Annotated in this window: 20 protein-coding genes and 1 pseudogene; 12 read left to right on the top strand and 9 right to left on the bottom strand. The window is 72.5% G+C overall.

Annotation, left to right across the window (positions count from 1 at the left end; genetic code table 11):
• The first annotated feature begins 67 nt into the window (after positions 1-67).
• On the top strand, positions 68-631 hold the full coding sequence (locus O7626_RS20560) for an adenine phosphoribosyltransferase (RefSeq protein ID WP_278062777.1): 564 nt from the start codon (positions 68-70) through the stop codon (positions 629-631).
• 571 nt (positions 632-1,202) lie between these two features.
• The gene (locus O7626_RS20555) at positions 1,203-3,599 is read left to right on the top strand and encodes a bifunctional (p)ppGpp synthetase/guanosine-3',5'-bis(diphosphate) 3'-pyrophosphohydrolase (protein WP_278066230.1); all 2,397 of its coding nucleotides are present in this window, start codon (positions 1,203-1,205) and stop codon (positions 3,597-3,599) included.
• Positions 3,600-3,735: 136 nt separating this feature from the next.
• Here the strand turns inward: O7626_RS20555 and O7626_RS20550 are convergent, their stop codons facing one another.
• Both O7626_RS20550 and O7626_RS20545 read right to left on the bottom strand, forming a co-directional pair.
• Positions 3,736-4,563 (bottom strand): peptidylprolyl isomerase, encoded by an 828-nt coding sequence (locus O7626_RS20550; RefSeq protein WP_278062776.1) that lies wholly within the window; start codon positions 4,561-4,563, stop codon positions 3,736-3,738.
• Positions 4,564-4,630: 67 nt separating this feature from the next.
• Entirely contained in the window at positions 4,631-5,587 is a 957-nt protein-coding gene (locus O7626_RS20545; protein ID WP_278062775.1) for a peptidylprolyl isomerase, read from the bottom strand.
• A 353-nt stretch (positions 5,588-5,940) separates the two neighbouring features.
• On the opposite strand from O7626_RS20545, the gene O7626_RS20540 reads away from it, so the two are divergent.
• Positions 5,941-6,693, top strand: coding sequence for an MBL fold metallo-hydrolase (locus O7626_RS20540; RefSeq protein ID WP_278066229.1), 753 nt, complete (start codon positions 5,941-5,943; stop codon positions 6,691-6,693).
• A 40-nt stretch (positions 6,694-6,733) separates the two neighbouring features.
• The gene (gene hisS / locus O7626_RS20535; RefSeq protein WP_278062774.1) at positions 6,734-8,080 is read left to right on the top strand and encodes a histidine--tRNA ligase; all 1,347 of its coding nucleotides are present in this window, start codon (positions 6,734-6,736) and stop codon (positions 8,078-8,080) included.
• A 69-nt stretch (positions 8,081-8,149) separates the two neighbouring features.
• Here hisS and O7626_RS20530 read toward each other — a convergent pair whose 3' ends face one another.
• From O7626_RS20530 to O7626_RS20520, 3 genes and pseudogenes are all read right to left on the bottom strand, one after another.
• Positions 8,150-10,501, bottom strand: a complete 2,352-nt coding sequence (locus tag O7626_RS20530; RefSeq protein WP_278062773.1) for an ABC transporter permease — start codon at positions 10,499-10,501, stop codon at positions 8,150-8,152.
• On the bottom strand, positions 10,498-11,190 hold the full coding sequence (locus O7626_RS20525) for an ABC transporter ATP-binding protein (protein WP_278062772.1): 693 nt from the start codon (positions 11,188-11,190) through the stop codon (positions 10,498-10,500). The genes O7626_RS20530 and O7626_RS20525 overlap by 4 nt, the downstream gene beginning before the upstream one ends.
• 137 nt (positions 11,191-11,327) lie before the next feature.
• Positions 11,328-11,843: pseudogene (locus O7626_RS20520) on the bottom strand (PadR family transcriptional regulator); the annotation flags it as partial.
• A gap of 196 nt (positions 11,844-12,039) precedes the next feature.
• Between O7626_RS20520 and urtA the strand changes: the two are divergent.
• The 6 genes from urtA to O7626_RS20490 all read left to right on the top strand — a co-directional run bounded on the left by urtA (position 12,040) and on the right by O7626_RS20490 (position 19,758).
• Complete coding sequence (gene urtA, locus O7626_RS20515; protein ID WP_278062771.1) at positions 12,040-13,263, top strand: urea ABC transporter substrate-binding protein; 1,224 nt, start codon at positions 12,040-12,042, stop codon at positions 13,261-13,263.
• A 54-nt stretch (positions 13,264-13,317) separates the two neighbouring features.
• Positions 13,318-14,199, top strand: coding sequence for an urea ABC transporter permease subunit UrtB (gene urtB, locus O7626_RS20510; RefSeq protein WP_278062770.1), 882 nt, complete (start codon positions 13,318-13,320; stop codon positions 14,197-14,199).
• Entirely contained in the window at positions 14,196-15,545 is a 1,350-nt protein-coding gene (urtC, locus tag O7626_RS20505; RefSeq protein ID WP_278062769.1) for an urea ABC transporter permease subunit UrtC, read from the top strand. Before urtB ends, urtC begins: the two co-directional genes overlap by 4 nt.
• Positions 15,542-16,309: an urea ABC transporter ATP-binding protein UrtD gene (urtD, locus tag O7626_RS20500; protein ID WP_278062768.1), complete on the top strand. Its 768-nt coding sequence runs from the start codon at positions 15,542-15,544 to the stop codon at positions 16,307-16,309. The genes urtC and urtD overlap by 4 nt, the downstream gene beginning before the upstream one ends.
• On the top strand, positions 16,309-17,004 hold the full coding sequence (urtE, locus tag O7626_RS20495) for an urea ABC transporter ATP-binding subunit UrtE (RefSeq protein WP_278066228.1): 696 nt from the start codon (positions 16,309-16,311) through the stop codon (positions 17,002-17,004). The genes urtD and urtE overlap by 1 nt, the downstream gene beginning before the upstream one ends.
• Positions 17,005-17,265: 261 nt before the next feature.
• Positions 17,266-19,758, top strand: a complete 2,493-nt coding sequence (locus O7626_RS20490; protein ID WP_278062767.1) for a hypothetical protein — start codon at positions 17,266-17,268, stop codon at positions 19,756-19,758.
• A gap of 100 nt (positions 19,759-19,858) precedes the next feature.
• Here O7626_RS20490 and O7626_RS20485 read toward each other — a convergent pair whose 3' ends face one another.
• Positions 19,859-20,707, bottom strand: coding sequence for a GDSL-type esterase/lipase family protein (locus tag O7626_RS20485; protein WP_278062766.1), 849 nt, complete (start codon positions 20,705-20,707; stop codon positions 19,859-19,861).
• Positions 20,708-20,939: 232 nt separating this feature from the next.
• On the opposite strand from O7626_RS20485, the gene O7626_RS20480 reads away from it, so the two are divergent.
• Entirely contained in the window at positions 20,940-21,983 is a 1,044-nt protein-coding gene (locus O7626_RS20480) for a S1 family peptidase (protein WP_278062765.1), read from the top strand.
• A 147-nt stretch (positions 21,984-22,130) separates the two neighbouring features.
• Here O7626_RS20480 and O7626_RS20475 read toward each other — a convergent pair whose 3' ends face one another.
• Positions 22,131-22,790 carry a DUF998 domain-containing protein gene (locus O7626_RS20475; protein WP_278062764.1) on the bottom strand — a complete coding sequence of 220 codons (660 nt, stop codon included), beginning with the start codon at positions 22,788-22,790 and terminating at the stop codon, positions 22,131-22,133.
• Between the two features lie 124 nt (positions 22,791-22,914).
• On the opposite strand from O7626_RS20475, the gene O7626_RS20470 reads away from it, so the two are divergent.
• On the top strand, positions 22,915-23,565 hold the full coding sequence (locus O7626_RS20470) for a DUF418 domain-containing protein (protein ID WP_278062763.1): 651 nt from the start codon (positions 22,915-22,917) through the stop codon (positions 23,563-23,565).
• Here O7626_RS20470 and O7626_RS20465 read toward each other — a convergent pair.
• Together O7626_RS20465 and ureG are read right to left on the bottom strand one after the other, a co-directional pair.
• Positions 23,468-24,388, bottom strand: a complete 921-nt coding sequence (locus tag O7626_RS20465) for an urease accessory protein UreD (RefSeq protein ID WP_278062762.1) — start codon at positions 24,386-24,388, stop codon at positions 23,468-23,470. The two genes, O7626_RS20470 and O7626_RS20465, sit on opposite strands and share 98 nt — an antisense overlap.
• On the bottom strand, positions 24,388-25,050 hold the full coding sequence (ureG, locus tag O7626_RS20460) for an urease accessory protein UreG (protein ID WP_278066227.1): 663 nt from the start codon (positions 25,048-25,050) through the stop codon (positions 24,388-24,390). Before ureG ends, O7626_RS20465 begins: the two co-directional genes overlap by 1 nt.
• Between the last annotated feature and the right edge of the window lie 111 nt (positions 25,051-25,161).

The following is a 25,161-nucleotide window of genomic DNA, read 5'->3' as shown; positions in this document are numbered from 1 at the left end:
TCCTCCGAGCGCCCGACCCGCCGCCCAGGTGGTGGGTCGGGCGCTTTCGCCCGGGAAAGGACAGAGTGTGACGGAGACCCCCACCGAGGTACGCGGCGACAGCGGCCAGGTCACCGCCCAGTTGGTGGCAAGTCGGGTGCTGGACGTGCCGGACTTCCCGAAGCCGGGCATCGTGTTCAAGGACCTGATGCCGCTCTTCGCCGACGGTGCCGCGTTCCGGGAGGTGATCGACGACATCGTCGAGCACCACGGCCGGGACTCCTTCGACGTGGTGGTCGGGATCGAGGCGCGCGGCTTCGTGGTCGCCGCCGCGATCGCGTACGCCACCGGGGTCGGGGTGGTGCCGGTACGCAAGGCCGGCAAGCTGCCCCGGGCCGCGTACGCCGCCTCGTACGCCCTGGAGTACGGCGAGGCGACCCTGGAGGTGCACCAGGACGCCTTCACGGCCGGACACCGGGTACTCGTGGTCGACGACGTACTCGCCACCGGCGGAACGGCGCAGGCGACGCTGGACCTGGTCGAGCGGGCCGGTGGCACGGTGGCCGGATTCAGCGTTCTGTTGGAGTTGAGCTTCCTGAACGGGCGGGACCGGCTCGCCCCCCGGGGTGTTCATGCCCTGCTGACCGTCTAGTCCCCCGACTTCCACCTCGACCCCCCGGGTACGCCCGCCAGGACGGCCACCGGCCCCTCCGGCGGGTACGATTGCCCTTCGTGGCCGGCCCGGGTGAGATGCCCGTGACTGGCGGAGGACCGGGTGCACCGGCTACGGTCGGGGCATTCCCGGCGAAGTGTTGAGGAGGCCGGTGTCTTCCGATGTCGCCCCTCCGGCGGAGGGCATGGTGCAGTCCACCAACGAGGCTGATACTCCTGCCGACGTCCAGGCCAGCGCCGGTGGCGCCCCGTCTCCGGCCGACGGGCCCGCCCGTCCCGGTGGGCTCGCCGACGCCGGTGCGGCAGCTGCTGCGGCCGACACGGCCCCGGCCGGTTCCGGACCGGGCGACGGGTCGCCCCGGCCAATCGACGTGGCAGCCCAGCCGGCCGGGACCACCAGCCGCAGCGGCAACGGTGTCGCCACTGCGTCGACCGGCACCGCGAACGCCCCGCACGGCACCGCGAACGCCCCGCACGATGTCCAGGCCGCCCAGGTGGGCGGTCCGGCCGCTCCTGCTGGCGGTCCGCCCGCTCCTGGCGACGGTGTCGGGATGCCGGATGCGCCCGGCGGCGGTGCCGGGGTGCCGGCGGTACCGGCGGGCATCGGCGCCTCGGTGGGCACCGGGGCGGCCGGCGAGTTCGTCGGCGCGGCGGCCGGGGCGGCCCAGTCACCCGCGACGAGCTTCGCCCTGGCCAACGCGCCCACCGGGCGCCGGGTCCGGGCCCGACTCGCCCGGTTCAACGCACCCTGGCAGACCCCGCAGGTGAGCGAGGTGCTGGAGCCGCTGATCGCGACCCACCGCGCGGCACACCCCAAGGCGGACGCGCGGCTGCTGCAACGCGCCTTCGACATGGCCGCCCGCTGGCACTCCGGGCAGTACCGCAAGTCCGGCGACCCGTACATCACGCACCCGCTGGCGGTCGCCACCATCCTGGCCAACCTCGGAATGGACACCACCACCCTGGTCGCCGCGCTGCTGCACGACACCATCGAGGACACCGACTACGGGCTCGACCAGATGCGCGCCGACTTCGGTGCCGAGGTCGCGCTGCTGGTCGACGGCGTCACCAAGCTGGACAAGGTCAAGCTGGGCGACGCGGCCAAGGCCGAGACGATCCGCAAGATGGTCGTGGCGATGGCCAAGGACCCCCGGGTGCTCGTGATCAAGCTGGCCGACCGGCTGCACAACATGCGTACCCTGACCTTCCTGCCGCCGGCCAAGCGGGAGCAGAAGGCCAAGGAGACCCTGGAGATCCTGGCTCCGCTGGCGCACCGGCTCGGTATGAACACCATCAAGTGGGAGCTGGAGGACCTGGCCTTCGCCAACCTCTTCCCGAAGCGCTACGAGGAGATCAACCGGCTGATCGGGGAGCACCAGCCGCAGCGGGAGGCGCTGCTGCGGCAGGTGACCCAAAAGGTGCAGGTCGACCTCCGCTCCGCGAAGATCAAGGCGGAGACCACCGGCCGGCCGAAGCACCTCTACTCGATCTACCAGAAGATGATCGTCCGGGGTCGGGACTTCAACGACATCTACGACCTGGTCGGCGTACGCATCCTGGTCGACACGGTGCGGGACTGCTACGCGGCACTCGGTGTGATCCACGCGAACTGGCAGCCGGTGCCAGGCCGGTTCAAAGACTACATCGCGATGCCGAAGTTCAACATGTACCAGTCGTTGCACACCACGGTCATCGGGCCGAGCGGCAAGCCGGTCGAGATGCAGATCCGCACCTACGCGATGCACCGGACGGCCGAGTTCGGCATCGCCGCGCACTGGAAGTACAAGGAGAAGAAGGGCGAGACCGTCGTCGGGCCGCCGGCGCACATCGACGAGATGACGTGGCTGCGGCAGTTGCTGGACTGGCAGCGCGAGGCGGCCGACCCGAGCGAGTTCCTCGACGCGCTCCGCTTCGACCTGTCCAGCCAGGAGGTCTACGTCTTCACCCCCAAGGGGGACGTGATCCCGCTGCCGACCGCCTCGACCCCGGTCGACTTCGCGTACGCGGTGCACACCGAGGTCGGGCACAAGTGCATCGGCGCGCGGGTGAACGGCAAGCTGGTGCCGCTGGAGTCGACGCTCTCCAACGGCGACGTGATCGAGATCTTCACCTCGAAGTCCGACACCGCCGGCCCGACCCAGGACTGGCTCGGCTTCGTCAAGAGCCCCCGGGCGCGGACGAAGATCCGGCAGTACTTCAACAAGGAGCGCCGCGAGGAGGCGATCGAGGCCGGCAAGGACGCGATCGTCAAGGCGATGCGCAAGCAGGGCATGCCGTTGCAGCGGATGCTGAGCACGGACAACCTGATGACCATCGCCCGGGACCTGCACCTGGCCGACGTCGCATCGCTCTACGCCGCCGTCGGGGACAGCCAGGTCTCCGCGCAGTCGGTGGTGCAGAAACTGATGGCCGGGTACGGCGGCGAGGAGGGTGCCGCCGAGGACCTCGCCGAGACGGCGGTCGCCACCCGCCCGCAGCGTCGGGGCAACAGCAACGACCCGGGCGTGGTGGTCCGGGGGGTCAGCGACGTCTGGATCAAGCTGGCCCGCTGCTGCACCCCGGTGCCGCCGGACACGGTCTTCGGCTTCGTCACCCGCTCCGGCGGGGTGAGCGTGCACCGGGACGACTGCGCGAACGCCGAGGACCTCAAGGTGCAGACCGAGCGGATCGTCGAGGTGAGCTGGCGGCTCACTTCGGCCTCGACCTTCCTGGTCGCGATCCAGGTGGAGGCGCTGGACCGGCACAAGCTGCTCGCGGACGTCACCCGGGTGCTCTCGGACGAGCGGGTCAACATCCTCTCCGCCACCGTCACCACCACCCGGGACCGGGTGGCGGTGAGCCGGTTCAGCTTCGAGATGGCCGACCCGAAGCACCTGGGGCACCTGCTCGCCGCCGTACGCAAGGTGGACGGCGTCTTTGACGCCTACCGGGTCACCTCCGGCGCCTGAACCCCGGTTCGCCGACCTACCGGGTTCACGTCCGACGCCTGAGCCGGCCCGCCGGGACACGGACGAAGAGAACGGCGCCGCGCCCCCTGGACGGGGGAGGCGCGGCGCCGTTTCGTGAACCGGGCGGGCCCTGGTCTCAGCCGACCGGGGCGCTCATGGTCAGCGACTTGATCAGGACCTGCTTCTTGGGGTGGCCGCCGCCGGCCTGCTGCGCGAAGGCGCCGTCGTCACCTGCCGCGCCGACCTGGGCCACCAGGTCCAGGCCGTTGGTGACGGTGCCGAGCACGGTGTACGAGGCGGGCAGCTGCGAGTCGCCGTACACGATGAAGAACTGGCTGCCGGTGCTGCCCGGCTGACCGGAGTTCGCCATCGCGATCACTCCGGCCGGGTACGGCGGGCGCTTCTCCGTCGGCAGGTTCTCCTCGGCGAACCGGTAGGTCGGACCGCCGGTGCCGTCGGTCTCCTTCCACTTGTCACCGGTGACGCTCGGGTCGCCGCACTGGAGCACCTGGAGCCCCTGGGTGACCAGCCGGTGGCACTTGGTGTTGTCGAAGAACTTCTTCTCGGCCAGGTGGGTGAAGCTGGCGGCGGTGCAGGGCACGTCGCCCAGGTTGACCTTGGCGGTGATCTGGCCCAGGTTGGTGTCGATCGTCATCGTCTGGCTGCCGGTGTTCTTCACCGAGGTCGGCGGCAATCCGACGTCCTTGGTCGCCTCGTTGCGCTGCTCGGCCGGGATGTCGGTCCAGGCGCAGGTGGCCTGGCCCGCCTCCGTCGAGGCGTCCTTGTCGTCACCGAGACTCGTCACCAGCCACACCGTGCCGGCGACCACCAGCAGCAACGCCACGCCCGCGCCGATGCTGGCCTGCACTTGCCGGCGCTTGCGGGCGGCGGCGGCGCGCTCGGCCATCTCCCGTTCCAGCTTGGCCCGCGCCGCGGCGCGCTGCCGCTCTCTGGTGGACGTCACGGTGGCTCCTCCTGGACTATGTGCAGCGCGGCCGGGTCTGGCGCTACTGGGCTGGTCTCTGCGGTTCTCAGGACTGTCCGGCGACCGTCGGGCTGGCCGACGGCGCGGTAGGCGTCGGGGTCGCCGCCGACGGCACCGCCGTCGGGTCCGCCGACGCCGGTTCACCGACGGTGAGGCTCTGGATCACCACGTCGGTCTTCGGCTTGATTTTGACGCCGGAACCATTGTCCACGGTTTCCATGGCGCCGATCTTCTTGATCACGTCGAGCCCGCCGGTCACCCGACCGATGATCGGATAGTTCGGCTGGGCCGGGCTGAAGTCCTTGAAGAAGATCAGGAACTGGCTGCCGTTGGCGCCGGGCGGGTTGCCGATCATCGCGACGGTGCCGGCCGGGTAGAGCGGCGCGGCCGGCGTGCTGGCGCCGGGGCTGGGCGACGGGCTCGCCGGGGGGCTGGCGCTGGCCGACGGGTCGGCCGACGGGCTGGCCGCCGGGGCGTCCGGGGTGTTCTCGCTGAAGAACGTGTACGTCGGGCCGCCCTGACCGGTCCCGCTCGGGTCGCCGCAGCGCAGCGCCCCCTCGGTGGTCAGCTCGTGGCACTTGGTGTTGTCGAAGAACGACTTCCCGGCCAGGTGGGTGAAGCTGGCCGCCGCGCACGGCGCGCTCGCCAGGTCCAGCTCGACGGTGACCGGGGCGCCCTGGTCGGTGGTGACCGTCATCGGTCGGGTGCCGGTGGTGGGCAGGTCCCGGGTGGGCGGCTTGCCGACATCCTTGAGGTTCGTGTTCGCCTGGGCGTCCTGGGTGGTCCAGGTGCACGTCTCGGGGGCGGCGCTGTCCTCGGCCGGGTCGCGGTCGAAGCCGCCGAGCGCCCAGAACGAGCCCAGCACGATCAGCAGCAGCGCGACGGCGGAGCCGATGCCGGCCCGGATCTGCCGCCTGCGCCGGGCCGTGGCCGCCCGGCGGGCCATCTGCCGGTCGAGCTTGGCCCGCGCGAGTTTGCGCTGCCGGTCCCTGCTGGAAGCCACCCGAGCTCCCCTTTCCATCTGCCCCTGGCCGTCGTCTTGCCTCTGGTCCGCGCGTGCCGGCGGTCGTCCCGGTCGACGGCACGATCCGCCGCGCCGGCGTCAAGTGCGCCACGCCACACGCCCGCCAGAGTGTACGGGTACCGACTGGGAAAGTGTTGTACGAGGTCACTTCGAAACCATCGGAGATTATCACTGTGTCTCCTGGTGGCTGCCGGGGCGGGCGGATACGGGCGGCCGGTCGCGCGGTGCGCCCGATATGGTGGGGTCGCACCGCCACTGGGACCTGAGGTCACACCGCTGCTGGAGACCGAGGGTCACACCGCTAACGGAACCGTCGGATGGGAGGAGCGGACGTGCTCGTCGCCGGCTTTCCCGCGGACGCCTTCGGCACCAACTGCTATGTGCTGGCCACCGCGCCCGGGGAACAGTGTGTCGTCGTCGACCCCGGCATCGGGGTGCTGGACCGGCTCGACGACGTGCTGGCCGAGCACCGGCTGCGGCCGGCCGCCGTCCTGCTGACCCACGGTCACCTCGACCACACCTTCTCGGTCGCGCCGGTCTGCGGTGCCCGGGGCATCCCGGCGTACGTGCACCCCGGCGACCGCGAGCTGCTCGCCGACCCGGCCAAGGGGCTCTCGATGGACCTGGCCCAACTGTTCGGCGGCCGGCTGCTCTACACCGAGCCGGAGGACGTGGCCGAGCTGACCGACGGGGCGACCCTGGCGCTGGCCGGGCTGGAGATCACCGTCGACCACGCGCCGGGCCATACCGGCGGGTCGGTGCTGTTCCGGCTGCCGGGCACGGGCCCGGCCGTCCGGTCCGGCCTGCCCCTTCCACCGGGCGTGGACTGGGCGGCGGAGCAGATCTGCCTGGCGGGCGACGTGCTGTTCGCCGGGTCGATCGGCCGCACCGACCTGCCGGGCGGCAGCCCGTCGACGATGGTGCGCAGCCTGCGGGAGAAGATCCTTCCGCTGGCCGACGACACAGTCGTGCTGCCCGGCCACGGCCCCGCGACCAGCATCGGCCGCGAGCGGGCGAGCAACCCCTACCTGATCGAGGCCGCCGGCCTCGACGGGCCGGCGGTCGCACCCTCCCGGGGCTGGTGATCCCCGCTCGCGCACCGGCGCGAGTCCCGACAGGAGCATGATGAGCAAGCCAACACCGATCTCCGGCTTTCCGGAATGGGCGCCGCCGCAGCGGATGATCGAGCAGTACGTCCTCGACCGGATCCGGCGCACCTTCGAGCTGTACGGCTTCGCGCCGCTGGAGACCCGCGCCGTCGAGCCGCTGGAGCAGTTGCTGCGCAAGGGCGAGACCTCCAAGGAGGTCTACCTGGTCAGCCGCCTCCAGGAGGAGGGGCCGGCCGGCACCGGCGAGGGCACCCTGGGGCTGCACTTCGACCTGACCGTGCCGTTCGCCAGGTACGTGCTGGAGAACGCCGGTCGGCTCCAGTTCCCGTTCCGGCGCTACCAGATCCAGAAGGTCTGGCGGGGGGAGCGCCCGCAGGAGGGGCGCTACCGCGAGTTCCTCCAGGCCGACATCGACATCGTGGACCGGGACACGCTGCCGCCGCACCACGAGGCCGAGATCCCGCTGGTGATCGGCGACGCGCTCGGCGGCCTGCCGATCGCCGGCACCGACGGCCGGCTGCCGATCACCATCCAGGTGAACAACCGCAAGATCCTGGAGGGCTTCTACCGGGGCGTCGGGCTGGCCGACCCGCTGGCCGCGCTGCGCGCGATGGACCGGCTGGACCGGCTCGGGCCGGACCGGGTGGCGGCGCTGCTCGCCGAGACGGCCGGGGCGACCGAGGCGCAGGCCAAGGCGTGCCTGGCGCTGGCCGAGATCGCCACCCCGGACCCGTCCTTCGCCGACGCCGTACGCGCGCTCGGGGTTTCCGACCCGATGCTCGACGAGGGGCTGGCCGAACTCGTCGCGGTGCTGGAGAACGCGGTGGCGCACGCCCCCGGGCTCTGCGTGGCCGACCTGCGCATCGCCCGGGGGCTGGACTACTACACCGGTACGGTCTACGAGACCCAGTTGCGCGGCTACGAGCGGTACGGCTCGGTCAGCTCCGGCGGCCGGTACGACAACCTGGCCAGCGACGCCAACTCGCGGTTCCCCGGGGTGGGCATCTCGATCGGGGTCACCCGGCTGCTCGGGCTGCTCTTCGGCGCGGACGCGCTGACCATCTCCCGCAGCGTGCCGACCTGTGTGCTGGTGGCGCTGGCGGCGGAGGAGCGCCGGCCGGAGAGCAACCGGATCGCCGACGCGCTGCGCCGCCGGGGCATCCCGACCGAGGTGTCGCCGTCGGCGGCGAAGTTCGGCAAGCAGATCCGGTACGCCGAGCGGCGCGGCATCCCGTACGTCTGGTTCCCCGGCGCGGAGGGCGGCGGTGACGAGGTGAAGGACATCCGCTCCGGCGAGCAGGTGGGTGCGGCACCGGAGGTGTGGCAGCCGCCCGCTGCGGATCTCTGGCCGACGGTGGGCTGAGCTCGCGGCCCCCGGGGGGAGGTTCCCCCGGGGGCCGCGTCGCGTCACCGGGACGCCCCGGGCCGGCGCCTACTCCGTACGCAGGCCGGTGGGTCGGAGCAGTCGCCACAGCACCGGCAGGCTCGCCCCGGTCACCAGCAGGACCATGGCGGCGGCGATCCCGGACATGGTGCCGATGCTGGGCCAGTCGAGGCGTACGGTCTGGTTGACGATCCTCAGCAGGATGGCGCCGAGCGCGGTACCCAGCACGATCGCCAGGCCGAGCCCGAGCAGCACCGGTACGGCGGTCTGCCAGAGCACCGAGGCGCCCAGCGTGCCGCGCCGGGTGCCGAACGCCACGAGTACGGCGAGGGTGCGGCGCCGTTCCCGCAGCTGCTCCAGGATGCCGACCAGCAGGCTGGCGCCGAGCAGCAGCAGGGTGACCACCACCCCGAGGTAGAGCCCCTGGCGGATCTGGGCGAACCGGTTCGTCTCCTGGGTGACCCGCAGCCGCTGGACCTGGACCGTCGGTCCGATCCCGGCGGCCGCGTTGCGGACCAGTTCGATGGTGTCCGGGTTGCTCGGGTGCATGGTGAGGTAGACCGTGCCGCGCAGCCCGCGCAGGGCGGCCGGGTCGAGCGCGCCGGGGGTGGCGAACAGCCCGGCGTTCCGGTTGCCGGCCGGGTCGCCACGGCCCGGTACGCTGCGCAGCCCGGCCGGTACGGTCCACCGCGTGCTGGTCTCCGGGTCCCCGACCTCGATCTCCCGCCCGGGACCCGGCAGCTCAACCGTCGACTCCGCCGACCGCCCCTCGCCGGTGTCCTCGACGATCCGGAAGGCGTCCCCGTCCGCGCAGCGGTCCGGGTCGGCGATCTCGCGCAGTGCCGCGCAGTCTCCGATCCGGAGCAGGAACGCGGGCCGCTCGCCTGACTCGTCGGGTGTCGCGCCGACCGGCGACGCGGCGGTGTCGAGGATGGCGAAGGCCCCGTCGACCTCCGGTATCGTCCGGAACCGTTGCGCCAGGTTGCCGGCGTCGGCCCCGGCGAGGCCGTCGTTGACCGAGACGATCGTCTGGGCCCGGCTGACGTCGTGGCCGGTGGCCCGGACGTAGTTGTGCTGGACTCCGGCGAAGAGCATCTGTAGGGCGATCCCACCGGCCACCGCGACCGCGACGCCGCTGACCATCCGGGCCGAGGACTCGGTGTCCAGCTGGAGCCGGCGGACGGCGAGCTGCCAGGCGACGCCGCCGCCGCGCAGCCGGCGGACCACCGACTCGACCAGCCAGGGCAGCAGCGCGGCGACCCCGACCAGCAGCAGCACCACCCCGATGATCACCTGAGCCTGGTTGACCGGGCCGCCGGTCCCGTCGATGCCGGCGCGCAGCGGGGCGAGCAGGGCGGCACCGGCGACCGGCAGGGTCAGCCGCCACCAGAGCCGCCGTCGGCGGTTCGCGGACCGGCGGACCACACCGAGCGGCTCGACGACGATCCGGCGCAGCGTGAGTTCGGCGACCAGGACGGCGACGGCCGGCACGGCCAGCACGATCAGCGCGGCGAGCAGCGGGCTGGGCCGGACGTCCCCGGCGAAGACGCTGATTCCCTCCAGCGTGACGAGTTCGACGAGTTGCCGGCCGAGCAGGAAGAGCACCGCACCGGCCAGCAGTCCGACCAGCGCCCCGACCAGCGCCTCGCCGGCCGCGATCCGGCGGGTGGTGACGGCGTCCGCCCCGACCAGCCGGAGCGCGGCGAGGCGCCGGTCCCGGGCCTCGCCGCCGAACCGGACGGCGGCGCCGACGAAGACCGCGATCGGCAGCAGCAGCACCACGAAAATGATCATGACCAGCAGCATCAGTACCGGGTCGAGCCCCTCCGGGTTCGGCTCGGTGCCGAAGTGGTCTATCCGCACCGTGCTGCCGCCCGGCCGGAGCTGGTCCGTGCCGAGGTAGTAGGCGTACTCGTTGGGCCCGGCCAGGCCCTGGTCACCGATGGTGCCGACGACCCGATGGTCGAGCCGGGGCCGCAGCAGCGCACCGTCGGGCGAGTCGAGCAGCCGGGCCAGCGCGGGGGAGACCACCATCTCCCCGGGGCCGGGCACCCGGGTCAGCCCCGGCGGCACCGGCGGGTGCGCGCCGTCCGGCTGGAGCAGACGGCCCCGGATGGAGTCGTCCCAGTAGCTGGTGTCGACCGTCGCGACGAGCAGGGTCCGGTCGCCCGGCGGCGGCTGGTCGACGCCGAAGAACTGGTCGTCGCGGGCGGTGGTCCGCTCCGACCGGTGCTCCAGCATGGTGGAGATGGAGGTACTGGCCAGCAGCAGGGCCACCCCGAGGCCGACCCCGAGGGCCGTCATCAGGGTCCGGAGCAGTCCGTTGCGGCCACCGGCGAAGACCAGCCGGGCGCCAAGGGCCAGGTCGGCCAGCCAGCCGGTGCCGCGGTGCCGGCTCACCGGTCCGCCAGCACGGTCTCGCGGGTACGTCCGTCGCGCACCACGATCTCCCGATCGGCGTACGCGGCGACCCGCGGCTCGTGCGTGACCAGTACGACGGCCGCTCCGGCCTCCCGGGCGGCGCCGGTGAGCAGTCGCATCACCTGCTCGCCGTTGAGCGAGTCCAGCGCGCCGGTGGGCTCGTCGGCGAAGACCACCCGGGGTGCGCTGACCAGGGCACGGGCCACCGCTATCCGTTGCCCCTGCCCGCCGGAGACCTCGCCGGGGCGCTGCCCGGCCACGTCGGTGACCTCCAGCCGGCCCAGCCACTCGGCCGCCCGGCGTTCGGCCTCGCGCCGGCGTACCCCGGCGAGCCGCAGCGGCAGCGCGACGTTCTCCAGGCAGCTCAGTTCGGGCACCAGCTGGCCGAACTGGAACACGAATCCGAACTCGCCGCGGCGCAGCGCGCTGCGCTCGGCGTCGGACATCGCGGAGAGTTCCCGGTCGCGGTAGCGGACCGTGCCGGCGTCCGGCGTCACGATGCCGGCCAGGCAGTGCAGCAGGGTGGACTTGCCGGAGCCGGAGGGGCCCATCACGGCCACCACCTCGCCGGCCCGGATCGCCAGGCTCGCCCCGTCCAGCGCCGGGGTCGAGCCGTACGCCTTGTGCAGCGCGAGGGCGGCGAGCAGCGGCTGTTCGTCGGTGCTCACGCCGGCACCTCGCTTCCGGTCGAGCCGGCCGGGCGGCCCGGTGCGTCCCCGGGCCGGGGCATCGTGCCGGTGGGCGGCGCCGGTGCGTCCTCGGGCGGCGCCGGGGCGCCGGGTCGGGGTGTCGGGGGTGGCGCGGCGAGGGTGGCGGCGAGCTGGTCGAGGCGGGCGGCGGTCAGCTCCAGCCAGCGCAGGTCGGCCTCCAGGTGGAAGAGCGCGAAGTCGCAGACGAGCTGGTCGGCGAGGTCGCCGTCGAGCTTGCGGCGGGTGAGGGTACGCATCAGTCGCAGGTGTTCGGCGCGCTGCACGTCCAGGATGTCGGCGGCGTCCCGGCCGGTGAGCAGCCCGAGCACCACCTTGGCGTAGAGGGTGTTCTGGAGGTAGGCGTCCGGCTTCTCCGGCTGGGCCAGCCAGCGCTGCACGTCGGTGACCCCGGCCGTGGTGATCGCATAGCGCTTGCGCTCGGGCCCGGCGCCCGGCTCGACCGCGTCGACCTCGACGAGGCCGCCCTTCAGCAGCCGGGCCAGCGTCGAGTAGACCTGGCCGTAGTGCAGCGGGCGGTCCTGGCCGAACCGTTCGTCGTAGACCCGTTTCAGCTGGTAACCGTGCCGGGGGCCGGCCTCGAGGAGGCCCAGGAAAGTCTGTCCGATCGACATGCGGCGGACTCTACACCAAGGGTATACACGCGTTGTATAGCCGGGGTGGATACCGCCAGGGTGACCACGGTGATCCAGTCGCGTTGTGAGGGTTCGTTAACACGGTGGACATCGATGCACTCAGATTTATGAAATCCGCCATTCCTACGGTTCGGGGCACCAGGCAGCGGTCCTGCGACGAAAAGGGGAGAGGCGGATGCCACGAGGCGTACGGGAACGGCTGGTCATGCTGGCCGCGGCGGCGATGGTGCTGACCGCGGGCGGATGTGCCGCAGATCCGACGACGGCGTCGGGTGCTGGCAGTGGTAGCACCATCAAGGTCGGCATCCTGCACTCGTTGAGCGGCACCATGGCGATCAGCGAGGTGACCGTGCGGGATGCCGAGCTGCTCGCCATCGAGGAGATCAACGCGGCCGGCGGGGTACTCGGCAAGAAGCTCGAACCCGTCGTCGAGGACGGTGCCTCGGACTGGCCCACCTTCGCCGAGAAGGCGCAGAAGCTCATCTCCGCCGACAAGGTCGCCACGGTCTTCGGCGGCTGGACCTCGGCCAGCCGCAAGGCGATGCTGCCGGTCTTCGAGCGCAACAAGGCGCTGCTCTGGTATCCGGTGCAGTACGAGGGGCTGGAGAGTTCGCCGTACATCTTCTACACCGGGGCGACCACCAACCAGCAGATCGTGCCCGGCCTGGACTACCTGAAGGAGCAGGGCAAGAAGACCATCTTCCTGGTCGGCAGCGACTACGTCTTCCCGCGTACCGCAAACAAGATCATCAAGGCGTACGCGGCGGCGAAGGGGATGACGGTGCTCGGCGAGGAGTACACCCCGCTGGGGCACACCGAGTACAGCACGGTGGTGAACAAGCTCCAGCAGGCCAAGCCGGACGCGGTCTTCAACACCCTGAACGGGGACAGCAACGTCGCCTTCTTCAAGCAGCTGCGCAGCAGCGGCATCACCGCCGAGACGATGCCGACCGTCTCGGTGAGCGTCGCCGAGGAGGAGGTCGTCGGGATCGGACCGGAGAACGTCGCCGGGCACCTGGTCGCCTGGAACTACTACCAGACCACCAGCGGGGCCCGGAACGAGAAGTTCGTGCAGGCGTTCAAGGGCAAGTACGGCGGCAGCAAGGTCACCTCCGACCCGATGGAGGCCGGCTACAACGCCGTCTACCTCTGGGCGGAGGCGGTCAAGAAGGCCGGCAGCGTCGACGTCGAGGCGGTGAAGAAGGCGTCCGCCGGCATCTCGCTGGAGACCCCGGAGGGGACCGTCACCATCGACGGCGAGAACCAGCACGTCTTCAAGACCGCCCGGATCGGGCTGGTCCAGCCGGACGGCCAAATCAAGGAGGTCTGGAACTCCGGCAAGCCGATCAAGCCCGACCCCTACCTGAAGGGGTACCCATGGGCCGCCGGACTCTCCTGAGCAGCGCACGGATTCCCGACTGACGGCCGCGAACCCGGACGGAGGCGCCGACGCATGGCGACACTCAACCAACTGGTGATCGGGGCGAGCATCGGAGCGGTGCTGCTCCTGATCGCCCTCGGTCTGACCTTCACGTTCGGTCAGATGGGCGTGATCAACATGGCCCACGGCGAGTTCATCATGGCCGGCGCCTACACCGCGTACCTGCTGCAACCGCTGGTCGGCAGCCAGTCGGTGCTGGTCGCCCTGCCGGTGGCGTTCGCCGTCGCCGGGGTGCTGGGGCTGATCCTGGAACGGCTGGCGATCCGGCACTTCTACGGCCGGCCGCTGGACACCCTGCTGCTCACCTGGGGGATCAGCCTCATCCTGCAACAGGTCGCCCGGGACATCTTCGGCGCGCCCAACGTGCAGGTACGCGCACCGGGCTGGCTCACCGGCGGGCTCGACCTCGGTGGCGTGCGGCTGCCGTACAACCGGGTCTTCATCATGCTGCTCGCGGCCGGCTGCGTGGTGGCGATCTGGCTCTACCTGACCCGGCTGCGGCACGGCCGGCGGATGCGCGCGGTGATGCAGAACCGGCAGCTCGCCGCGGTCAGCGGGGTGGCCACCGAACGGGTCGACCAGCTCACCTTCTTCATCGGCTCCGGCCTGGCCGGGGTGGCCGGGGTGGCGCTCACCCTGATCGGCCCGGTCGGGCCCACCCTGGGCACCAACTACATCGTGGACGCGTTCCTGGTGGTCGTCGCCGGCGGCCTCGGGCAGCTCCGGGGCGCGGTCATCGCCGCCTTCGCCCTCGGCATCCTGAACGGTTTCGTCGAATTCTGGGTCGACAACGGGGCCAGCTTCGCCAAGGTGGTGGTGTTCGCCGTGATCATCGCATTCCTCCAGTTCCGCCCGCAGGGGATGTTCGTCGTGCGTACCCGGGCGCTGTCGTGACCGCCGCGGTCACGGCCGCGCCCGCCCGGTCGGCCGGAACGGGCACCCCGCCGCCGCGGTCCCGGCGCCGACTGGCCGGGCCGGCACTCTTCGTCGCGGTCGGCCTGCTGCTGGTACTCGTCGCTCCGGCGGTCCTCTCGCCGTTCCGGCTGGACCTGCTCGGCAAGTACCTCTGCTATGCCATCGTCGCGGTCGGGATCGGCCTGGCCTGGGGCCGGGGCGGCATGCTCACCCTCGGCCAGGGCGTCTTCTTCGGCCTCGGCGGCTACGCCATGGGCATGCACCTGAAACTGCGCGAGGCCGGGCCCGGCGGGCTGCCGGACTTCATGGTCTGGAGCGGGGTGGAGAGCCTGCCCGCGCTCTGGCGGCCGTTCGCCAACCCGGTCTTCGCGCTGGCCATGGTGGTGGTGCTGCCGGTCACCGTCGCGGTCCTGCTCGGCCTGCTGGTCTTCCGGCAGCGGGTCCGGGGCGCCTACTTCGCGGTGCTCTCCCAGGCGCTGGCCGCCGCGTTCGTGATCCTGCTGGTCGGCCAGCAGGGGCTGACCGGCGGCACGAACGGGCTCACCAACTTCCAGATGTTCTACGGGCTGGACCTCTACCAGCCCGGCGACAAGCGGATCCTCTACCTGGTCGTGGTCGGCGTGCTCGGGACGATGTTCCTGCTCGCCTGGCAGCTGTCCCGCAGCCGGTTCGGGCAACTGCTGGTCGCGGTCCGGGACGGCGAGGACCGGGTGCGCTTCCTCGGCTACGAGCCGGCCGTGGTGAAGACCATCGCGTTCGCCGTCTCCGCCGGGATGGCCGGGATCGCCGGTGCGCTCTTCGTGCCGATGGTCGGCCTGCTCAGCCCGGCCAACCTGGGCATCGTCGCCTCGCTGGAGCTGCTCATCGGGGTGGCGATCGGCGGCCGGTTCTCGCTGGCCGGCGCGGTCGGCGGCGCCCTGCTGGTCAACTACGCCAAGACCATCTTCAGCGAGGAGTCGGCGGACAACTGGGTCTATCTCCAGGGCGCGATGTTCGTGGTCGTGATGCTCTGGGCGCCGCGCGGCATCGCCGGGCTCTTCGCCGACCTCCGGGCCGCCGTCCGGCACCGGCGCCTTCGCCGGACCGGGCCCGTTCCACCCCCGTCGAGTACGCCGGCAGCCGACGTGCCGGCCCCGACCACCCCGGTCGACTCGGCCGCTGGCGTCGACTCCACCGCTGCGGTCGACCCGGCCGCTGCGGTCGACGCCGCCGACCCGGCCGATGCCAATCGTCAGGGCGGTCCGGTCGACCCGCGCGGTCCGGCCGGGCGTCCGGCGGCCGGGGTGCCGGCCGGGGTCGCCAACCGGGGAGAGGAGTCGGCATGACCGAGCTGTTGCGGGTACGCGGGCTGAACGTGGTCTTCTCCGGCTTCCGGGCCGTGACGGACCTGGACTTCACCGTCCGGGCCGGTGAACTGCGCTTCCTGATCGGGCCGAACGGGGCCGGCAAGACCACCCTGATCGACGTGATCACCGGGCTGACCAGGCCCGCCTCCGGCTCGGTCCGCTTCGCCGACACGGAACTGCTGGGCCGGCGGGAGCACCAGATCGTCCGGCTCGGCATCGGCCGTACCTTCCAGACCTCGGTCGTCTTCGAACAGCTGACCGTACTGGAGAACCTGGATCTGGCGGCGACGTTCCGGCGGCCACTGCGCACTCTGCTGGGCCGGCGGAGGGGGACAGCCGACCAGGTGGCGGAGGCGCTGGAGACCACCGGACTGACCGAGTTGGCAAACCGGCCGGCGGGAGTGCTCTCGCACGGCCAGCGGCAGTGGTTGGAGATCGGCATGCTTCTCGCCCAGCGGCCCAGCCTGCTGCTGCTGGACGAGCCGGTGGCCGGGATGAGCCGGGACGAGCGGGCCCGGACCGGCGAGCTGCTCCGCCAGGTGGCCAGGGAGCACACGGTGATCGTGGTGGAGCACGACATGGACTTCCTGCGCCGGTTCGCCAGTACCGTCACCGTGCTGCACGAGGGCCGGTTGCTCTGCGAGGGGACGGTGGCGCAGGTGCAGGCGGACCCCCGGGTGCAGGAGGTGTATCTCGGCCGGACCCGCAAGGAGAGCGCCGAGCTGGTCAGGGAGGCGTCGTGATGCTGACGGTGCAGGGCCTGGACGTGGCGTACGGGCGGGCGCAGGTGCTCTTCGGCGTGGACCTGGAAGCGCCGGCCGGCGCGCTGGTCTGCGTGATGGGGCGCAACGGTGTCGGCAAGACGACCCTGCTCAAGGCGATCATGGGCGTACTCCCGGTCCGGTCCGGGCGGGTCCACTTCGCCGGTGCGGACATCACCGGGTTGAAGACCCACGAACGGGTCCGCCGGGGACTCGGCTACGTGCCGCCCGGCCACGAGACGTTCCCGCAGCTCACCGTCGCGGAGAACCTCCAGGTGGCGGCGGAGGCGGCCGGAGCGGTCAGCCGGGGTGCGGTGGACGAGGCCCTCGACCTCTTCCCGGCCCTGCCGGGGCTGCTGAAACGGCGGGCCGGCTTCCTCTCCGGCGGGCAACAGCAGCAGCTCGCGATCGCCCGTGCGCTGGTCAGCCGGCCGAAGATGCTGCTGCTGGACGAGCCGACCGAGGGCATCCAGCCCTCGATCATCCTGGAGATCGAGGAGGCGGTGCAGCGGCTGCACAAGGAACTCGGACTCGCCATCCTGCTCGTCGAGCAGTACCTGGAGTTGGCACTGCGGCTCGCCGACCGGTTCGTGATCCTCGACGCCGGGGAGGTGGTCCGGGCCGGCGAGCGCGCCGACCTGCGCGACCCGTCGGTGCACTCACTGCTGTCCGTCTGACCGACCGCCGGTCGGTGCCCGCCCGTCGGCTGGTGCCGCCCGGCGGGTCCGTGTTGCCGGTCGGTTGGTGTCCCACCGGCGGGGTGGTGTACCGGCCGGTTGGTGTGCCGGCCGATCGGTTGGTGTCCGCCCGGCCGGTCGTGTCGGGCATGCCACCCGTGTCGGGCATGCGCCTCCTTTCGCGGGCTCCGACCCGGGGGTGGCCCGGACTAAAATGCCGAAAATGATCCTCGATGCGGTGGCGTCGCCGGATCATCTCCGATGACCGGGGGGACGGACCGGCGTGCGCCGGACTGGTCCACCCGCCGGGTCGCCGCCGAACCCGCCTGGACCGGACGACCACTGTGGACCTGGGGGCCGCCCGGCCGGCGACCACGACCGCTGCCGGCACGCCCCGGGCCGTACCAGCCGGTGCCGGCCTGGGTCACCGGGCTGGTCGGCTTCACCGACGACCGGACCGGCCGGCCCCGCGCGCTGGTCACCAGCTATGCCGGGGCCCGGGTGGTGCTGGACCTGCCCGAGGGCCGCCTGGTCGGCGCGGTGGACGAGCGGGCCCACGCGCGGGTCTCCGCCGTCACCCGGATCGACGGCGAGCAACTGGTCGTCTCGGGGGCCGGTGCCGGCTACCTCCAGGTCAGCGACCTGGACAGTGGTCGGTCCCGCTGGCGGCAGTGGTGCGGCGACGTACGCTGCCTGGCCACGGTCACCCTTGGCGGCCGCCCCTGCGCGGTGCTGACCGGCGGATCGCCGCACCTGGAGATCTGGTCACTCGGCGCCGACCGGGGTACCCGACTGCACACCCTGCGCACCGGCGGGGAACGGATCAGCGTGCTGGCCGGCAGCGTGGCGGGCGGGGCAGCCGGGGCGGCCCTGCTGGCCGTCGGCACCGGCGCCGGCCGGGTGTCCCTGTGGCGGCTGGAGTTGGCGTCGGGCGGCGGAGAGGTCCGGGCCGAGCCGGTCGGCGGGTACGACTTCGAGGTCCCCGGGCTGGTCACCCTGCTCGACTTCGCGGACTGGCACGGCCGGCCGATCCTGCTCGCCGCCGCCGGCCGGGTGGCCCGGGTCTGGGACCTGCGCGACGGCCGCCCGCTCGGACCCGCCTTCACGGCGCACACCAGTCAGGTCAACTCGGTGCTGGTCGGCCGGCTCGGCGACCGCACGGTGCTGTGGAGCGGCGACGACGCGACCGTACGGGCCTGGTCGCCGGAGTCCGGCCGGCAGCTGGGCGAACCGTTCCGCTATCCGTACGAGGCGGCACCGACCCGGACGATCGGGGTCGAGATCGCCGGCCGGCCGGTACTTGTCACCGGGGACGGTGCGGGTCTGGTCTGGGTCTGGGACCCGCAGCGGCCGTACCCGTTCCGGCGCGACCGGCCGATACCACCCGAACCCGACTCCGACGAGCGGCACGACGCCCCGCACGAATTGCCGGACGACGCCCCGGACGACGCCCCGGGGCGGCCCCCGGACGGCCCTGGCTACCGCCTGGCCTTCGGCGGACCGGCGGACCGGCCGGTGCTGCTTGCCGCGCCGCCCGGGGAACACGTCCGGGGCTTCGAGCCGGCGACCGGGGCCGAGGTCGAGTTGCCGCGCGACGGGATTCCGCCAGGGTCGAAGTTGCTACCGGGTGAGCCGCCGGTGCTGGCCTGGCTCGGGCCGGCGCACCTCGAACTGTGGGACCCGGTCACCGGAGACCGGATCGGCGCGGTGCCGCTCGACGGGTCTTCCGCGAGCCCGTCCGGAACGGAGTCGCCCTCGCCCGGCACCGAACCGCCCCCGTCCGGGACGGAAACGCCGGGCCGGACCGGGACGGGACCGCCGGGTCTGGTCGGGACGGGACCGCCGGGTCCGGTCGGCGCGGGACCGTTTGCTTCGGTCGGGGCGGAACGGTCGGGCCTGGCCGGGGCGGTGGGCGGCCATGGGTTGACGGGTCCGCTCGCGCTGTGCCGGTGGGAGGGCCGCCGGGTGCTGTTGGTGGCGCGGGGAGCCACGCTGTTCCGGCTCGACGTCGACAGCGGCCGGCTGGGAAGGACGGAGACCGGGCACTCCGGCCGGATCCGGGTGGTCGCCGTCGGCGAGCTGGCCGGGGCACCGGTCGGGTTGACGGCAGCCGAGGACGACACCGTACGACTCTGGGAGCTGGACTCGCGGAAGCCGGCCGGACGGCGGGTGCTGGACGGCCACGGCGGTGTGGCGTACGGCGTGCGGGTCGCGACCGTCGACGACCGTGCCCTGGTCTTCGCAGCCGGCCGCAACGGGCAGGTCCGCTGTGTCGACGTCACCGACCTGGTCCGGACGGCACGAGCCGGCGAGGCCGGACCCGACCCCGTCGGCGCTCTTCCCGGGCGCCCGGCCGCTGCGACGGCATCCGGTCCGGTCGACGGTTCGGCTGTCGGGACGGTCGGTCCGGCCGTCGGGACGGGTTCGGCTGTCGGGACGGGTTCGGCTGTCGGGACGGTGGACGGTCCGGCCGCCCCGGGCGCCGACGAGTTGCCGCCGGAGCCGGTGGTCGTGCTGACCGGCACCGGGCCGGTGCGGTCGCTGGCCGTGGTCGGCGGAGGCCGGACCAGTTGGCTGGTGGCGGCGGACGGGAGCGTCCTGCGGTGGCAGGCCGTCGGCGAGCCGGGCACACCGGGACAGACGATCGAGGTGGGTGCTCCGGTGACCGATCTCGTGGCGCTGCCCGGGTTGCTGGTGGTGGCGACCGGCGACGGGCTGCTCGGCTACCGCCCGCCGCCCGACCCGACGGGATAGCACCGGTCGGGCCGGGTCGGCGGATGCCCCGCACGGGCGGGCCCCGGACGGAGCGGACGGGTACGCCGGGCCGGTGGCCTGGGTACCCGCCCGACGGCTGTTACCAGCGGAATCCGGCGGCGTACGAGGTCTCGGCCAGGGCCCGCTGCCCGGAGGCGTTGGGGTGGAAGTAGTCCCAGCCGGACAACTGGCCCAGCGTGAACGGATAGTTGAACACCGCATTGCCGTCGAAGAGGCAGTTCGACCCGTACGCGGCGCAGGCCTGGGCGAGCTGGGTGTTGTAGTCGGCCACCCGCTGCCGTACCCGGTTGCGTCGGTCGACATCGGCCTGGGCGTTGGAGGTGGGGTTGGCCAGCATCGACTGGCAGATGCCAAAGAGCGACCAGGCCGAACGGGCGGCGAGGTTGCCCCGGCCGACCGACCAGAGCCGCTGGATGTCGGGCACGCTGATCACGAAGACCCGGGCGTTCGGCAGCCCGGACCGCAGCCGGCCCAGCGCGGCGTCGATGTTGCTCCGGAAGGTGCTGACCGGCGTCATGCTCGACTCGGAACCGGTGCAGGCGTCGTTCGCGCCGATCAGCATCGTCACGTAGCCGACGCCCTGCGAGACGGCGGAGTCGGCCTGACCGGCCATGTCCGCGGACTTGGCGCCGGAGCGCCCGTCGTTGTGGTTGCGCCCGTTGATCGCCGGGTTCACCGCGCGGATCCGCAGGTAGTGGCTGTTGATCCCGGAGTCGTCGCCGGTGCTGAACGAGCGGGACGGGCAGTCGACGTACCAGCCGCAGGCGTTGAAGCCCCGGGTGATCGAGTCACCGAGGCTGGCCATCGAGGCGGGCGGGGGACCGGGATCGGCGTGTGCCGGGCTGGCGACCAGCCCGACCGAGGTGACGGAGACGACGGTGGCGAGGAGGGTGGCGAGCAGGGTGGCGGTGCGGCGTGCAGCGGACATGGGCGGCCTCCGGATCGCGGTTGCCTTGAGCCAGCTGGTTTCCGTGCGCCAGCTGAGGTGGGCGAATCATATAGACCGGCCTGAGTCTCCACAACGGAGCTGACCATAAGACGAAAGCCCTGTAGCAGGCGATATGTTAGGCATCTTGTTCATGATCTTAGATCTCTGAATACTCATAACAGATCTGCCTACTCGGCGCAGACACCTCCAAACCCCCCATGGGAGGCTCTACATGCGACCCACGAGGTCCTCGATCCGCCTTGTCGCGATCGCGTCCGCGGCCGGATCCCTGGTGGCCGGCATGCTGATCGGCGTACCTGCGCAGGCTGCTCCGGCGGCCACGCCGGACGCCGCGACGGCGCTCTCCGAGCGGCTCGGCGCCCGCTCCGCCGGCACCTACCTGAACGCCGACGGCAAGATGGTCGTCACGGTGACCGACGAGGCGGCGGCCAGTCAGGTCCGGGCCTCCGGCGCGGTCCCCAAGATCGTCACGCGCGGTTCCGCCGAACTGGCCCAGGTCACCGCCGAGTTGGACAGGTCGGCCCGGATCCCCGGCACCGCGTGGTATGTCGACCCGGTCACCAACCAGGTCGCCGTGGACGTCGACAGCACGGTCACCGGCGCCAAGCTCGCCAAGATCAAGGCGGTCACCGCCCGCTTCGGTGGCGCCGTCCGGATCCAGTCCGTCCCCGGCACGTTCAGCACCACCATCTCCGGCGGCAACGCGATCTACACCGGCGGCAGCAGGTGCTCGCTGGGCTTCAACGTGCGCAGCGGCAGCACCTACTACTTCCTCACCGCCGGGCACTGCACCAACGCCGGGGCGAACTGGTCGGCCAGCTCGGGCGGCTCGGTGATCGGCACCCGGGCCGGCAGCAGCTTCCCCGGCAACGACTACGGCATCGTCCGGTACGCCAGCGGCATCGCCCAGCAGCCGGGTGACGTCTACCTCTACGGCGGCTACCGGGACATCACCAGCGCGGCGAACCCGACCGTGAACCAGTCGGTGCAGCGCAGTGGCAGCACCACCGGGCTGCGTAGCGGCCGGGTGACCGCGCTGAACGCCACCGTCACCTACCAGGGCAGCGGCACCGTCTCCGGCCTGATCCGGACCACCGTCTGTGCCCAGCCGGGCGACAGCGGCGGCCCGCTCTTCGCCGGCAGCACCGCACTCGGCCTGACCTCGGGCGGCAGCGGCAACTGCTCCACCGGCGGTACGACCTTCTTCCAGCCGGTGGTCGAGGCGCTCAACGCGTACGGCGTGAGCATTTACTGAGCCGACAGCAACCCCGATCGGCGTGATCGGGACCGATGGGCCGCCGGCACCTCCCGGCACCCACCGGCCCGGTCACGCCGATCGGCGCTGTCCAGGGTCATGTCGGGCTGGGACACCCGCCGTTGTCCGGGGTCCTGCCGGGCTGGGTCACCCGTCCTTGTCGGTGGCGGTGGGTCGGCTGCCGCGCCGGAACAGGGTCAGCGCCACGACAAGCGGCCACAGTGCCTCGGAGCCGGCGGTGAACCGTTCGGCCAGCCCGGCCAACTCGCCGTCGGGCAGCTGCGTCGCCAGCCAGAGCCCGAAGCCGAGCATCAGCACCGCGGTCGCGTACCCGACCCCCGAGCGCAGCACCCAGGGCCGGTCCCGGGCCGTGCCGGGCGGCTCCGGCCAGTGCCGAACCGGCGCGGCCCGGTGCGGCAGCGGCAGTACGGCCACCGCCGGCCAGACGGCGAGCCCGACGAACGCGACCACGGCGGCGACCCCGTGTGCCGGCGGAGTGCTGGAGTCGACCTTGGGTACCCCCGCGACGACGACGGTGGCCAGGCCGCCGGCCGCGTACACCAGCCGGGCGAGCAAGCGGACCGGACGCAGTCCGATCGCGGTGACCAGGTGGGCCACGCCGAGCCCGGCGAGTAGACAGACCAGGATCAGCCGGTCCAGGGCGCGGTACGAGGAGAGCGCGCTGATCATGTCGGCCCACGGATCGTATCCGGGCGGCTGCCGCACGGCCGCGACGGTCCAGCCGATGACCAGCAGGCCGGGCAGCGCCGCCGCCGAGAGCACAGCCCACCAGGGCACCGCAGGCATGCTGTCACCATACGTGACCGGATTGTGCTGAAGGGTTGTTCCGGGCCCTCGGCCCGGGTGGACGTCGCTCCGCCGCCTGCGGGCTCCGCCCTCCGCGTACGCGCTGGCCGGCCTGATCGTCCTGTTGCCGCTGAGCTATCTCGGCGGGCGGCTGGCCTTCGCCGTGGGGGTCGTGCTGCTGCTCCTCGGCTCCCAACCCGTCGTCGGCTACGGGCCGATTCCGGGGCTCCTCGCGCTCGGTTACGCCCTGGCGATGCTCGACGTGCCAGCCGCGCTCGAACGTCGTACCGGTCGGATCGCGGTTGCCTTCGTCGTCTTCGCCGCGTTGACGGCGACCTGGATGGTCCTGGTCCTGCGTGCCGTGGAGCTTCCCTTCGTCAACCTGATCGGCGGACCCGGCGGCGGGGTCAGCCTGCTCCCGCCGCTGGCGGGAATCGTCACCGGCCTCGCCTACTGCTGCGGCCTCCTCCTCCTGCTGCGTACGCCGGCCGGCCCCGTGCTGTCCGGGGTGCTGTCCCCGATGGGCCGGATGGCGCTGACCAACTACCTCAGCGCGACCGTCCTGTTTCTCGTCGCCGGTCCGCTGCTCGGCATCGACAGCACCGCCGACCTGCCCCAGATCGTCGGCCTGACCATCGGCATCATCGTCGTGCAGGGGTTGTGGAGCGTGTGGTGGCTCAGGTCGTTCCGGTACGGGCCGGCCGAGTGGATCTGGCGGTGCCTGACGTGGGGACGACGGGCTCCGATCCGGCGTGCGGTCGAGCCGGCGACGTGAGATCGGCCCCGTGGCGGGGCGACTGTTCCGGCCCGGACCAGCGGGCCGAGAGCCGGTCGAGCTGGGCGCGAACCGAGCGCGGATCGGCGGCGACGGCGCTGACCAGCACCGCCGGTCCGCCGGCCAGTGGCAGCACCGCCGCCGCGCAGCCGTCCGGCTTGCCGTCCCGCGGCTCGATCGGGCCCCCGTCTGGACCCGCCGCCCCGGCGTGCGGGGGCGGGAGGGCCGTCCAGGCGGGGTCGACCACCAGGACGGTCCCGGCGGCCCGGGCGTCGCCGAGCACCGCCGCGCCGGACCAGCCGACCGCGCGAGGTCCGACCGCGAGATCGTTGCGGAGTAGCGTACGGCCGCCGTACCGCAGCGTCGTCTCGACGCGTACGTCGCCGACCGGCTCGGCGTGCCGGCCACAGACCAACTCCTCCCGCCAGAGCAGGGCGGCGCCCTCGGCCAGCTCGATCTCGGTGACGGTGCGATGGTCACAGCCGGCCGCCCCGATCAGCGGCTCGACCAGCCAGCGCAGTCGACCGCCGGCCGCCACCCGCACGGTGACGTGCAGCCGGGACTCCACTCCGGTCCGTCCAGGGAGCGCCAACGACGCCGCGACGCTGCGTACGCAGAGTCGGGCCCCCGGGCCGACCTCGACGTCGATCCGCAGATCGTCGCCGCCGAGCGGTCCGGCCGCCCCGCCGACCAGGTGTACCCGCAGTTCACCGTCGTCCCAGCCGGTGCGCCGGGGCAGCAGCGGCGGTTCGCCGCGCAGCGTGTCGAGCCGGGTGCCCCGGACCGGGTCGGCGGTGACCGCGATCCGGGCGTATGCCCGCATCAGGACGAGGCGGGTTCGGCGGACTGCTCGAGCGGGCCGCGATCGGGTAGCAGCTGCCGGACCCAGTCGGCGACCTCGCTCGCCTTCGGGTCCTCCACCAGGGAGAGGAAGACGGTACGCAGCTGGCCGCGCCGGGCGGCGGCGTCCCGGGCCATCACCGACAGGTCGGCGCCGACCAGCGGGGCCAGGTCGGTCTTGTTGATCACCAACAGGTCGGCGGAGGTGACCCCGGGGCCGCCCTTGCGCGGCACCTTGTCCCCGCCGGCCACGTCGACCACGAAGATCTGCCGGTCCACCAGCCCACGGCTGAAGGTGGCGGTCAGGTTGTCCCCGCCGCTCTCGATCAGCACGAGGTCGAGCGGACCGAGGGTCACCTCCAGTTCCTCCACCGCGTCCAGGTTCGCCGAGATGTCGTCCCGGATCGCGGTGTGCGGGCAACAGCCGGTCTCCACCGCCCGGATCCGGTCCGCCGGCAGTACGCCGTTGCGGAGCAGGAAGTCGGCGTCCTCCGTGGTGTAGATGTCGTTGGTCACCACGGCCAGCCGGATTTCGTCGGCGAGGGCCCGGCACAGCGCCGCGACCAGCGCGGTCTTGCCGGAGCCGACCGGCCCGCCGATGCCGACCCGGACCGGCCGGGCGGCCCCCGGGGCCGTGGCGGCCAGCGGCGCGTGCGGGTCGACGCCTGGATCGGGGTGCGTGTGCGGCACCTCCGCCACGTGCTGCCGTTCCCCCGAGCCGCTCCCGTGCTCGTGTGGCCCGGTGCCGTGCTCGTG

This window comes from Micromonospora sp. WMMD1102 (genome assembly GCF_029626265.1).
Classification (GTDB): Bacteria; Actinomycetota; Actinomycetes; order Mycobacteriales; family Micromonosporaceae; genus Plantactinospora.
Note: the sequence above shows the minus strand (reverse complement) of the source record. Positions and strands in the feature narration are given on the sequence as shown.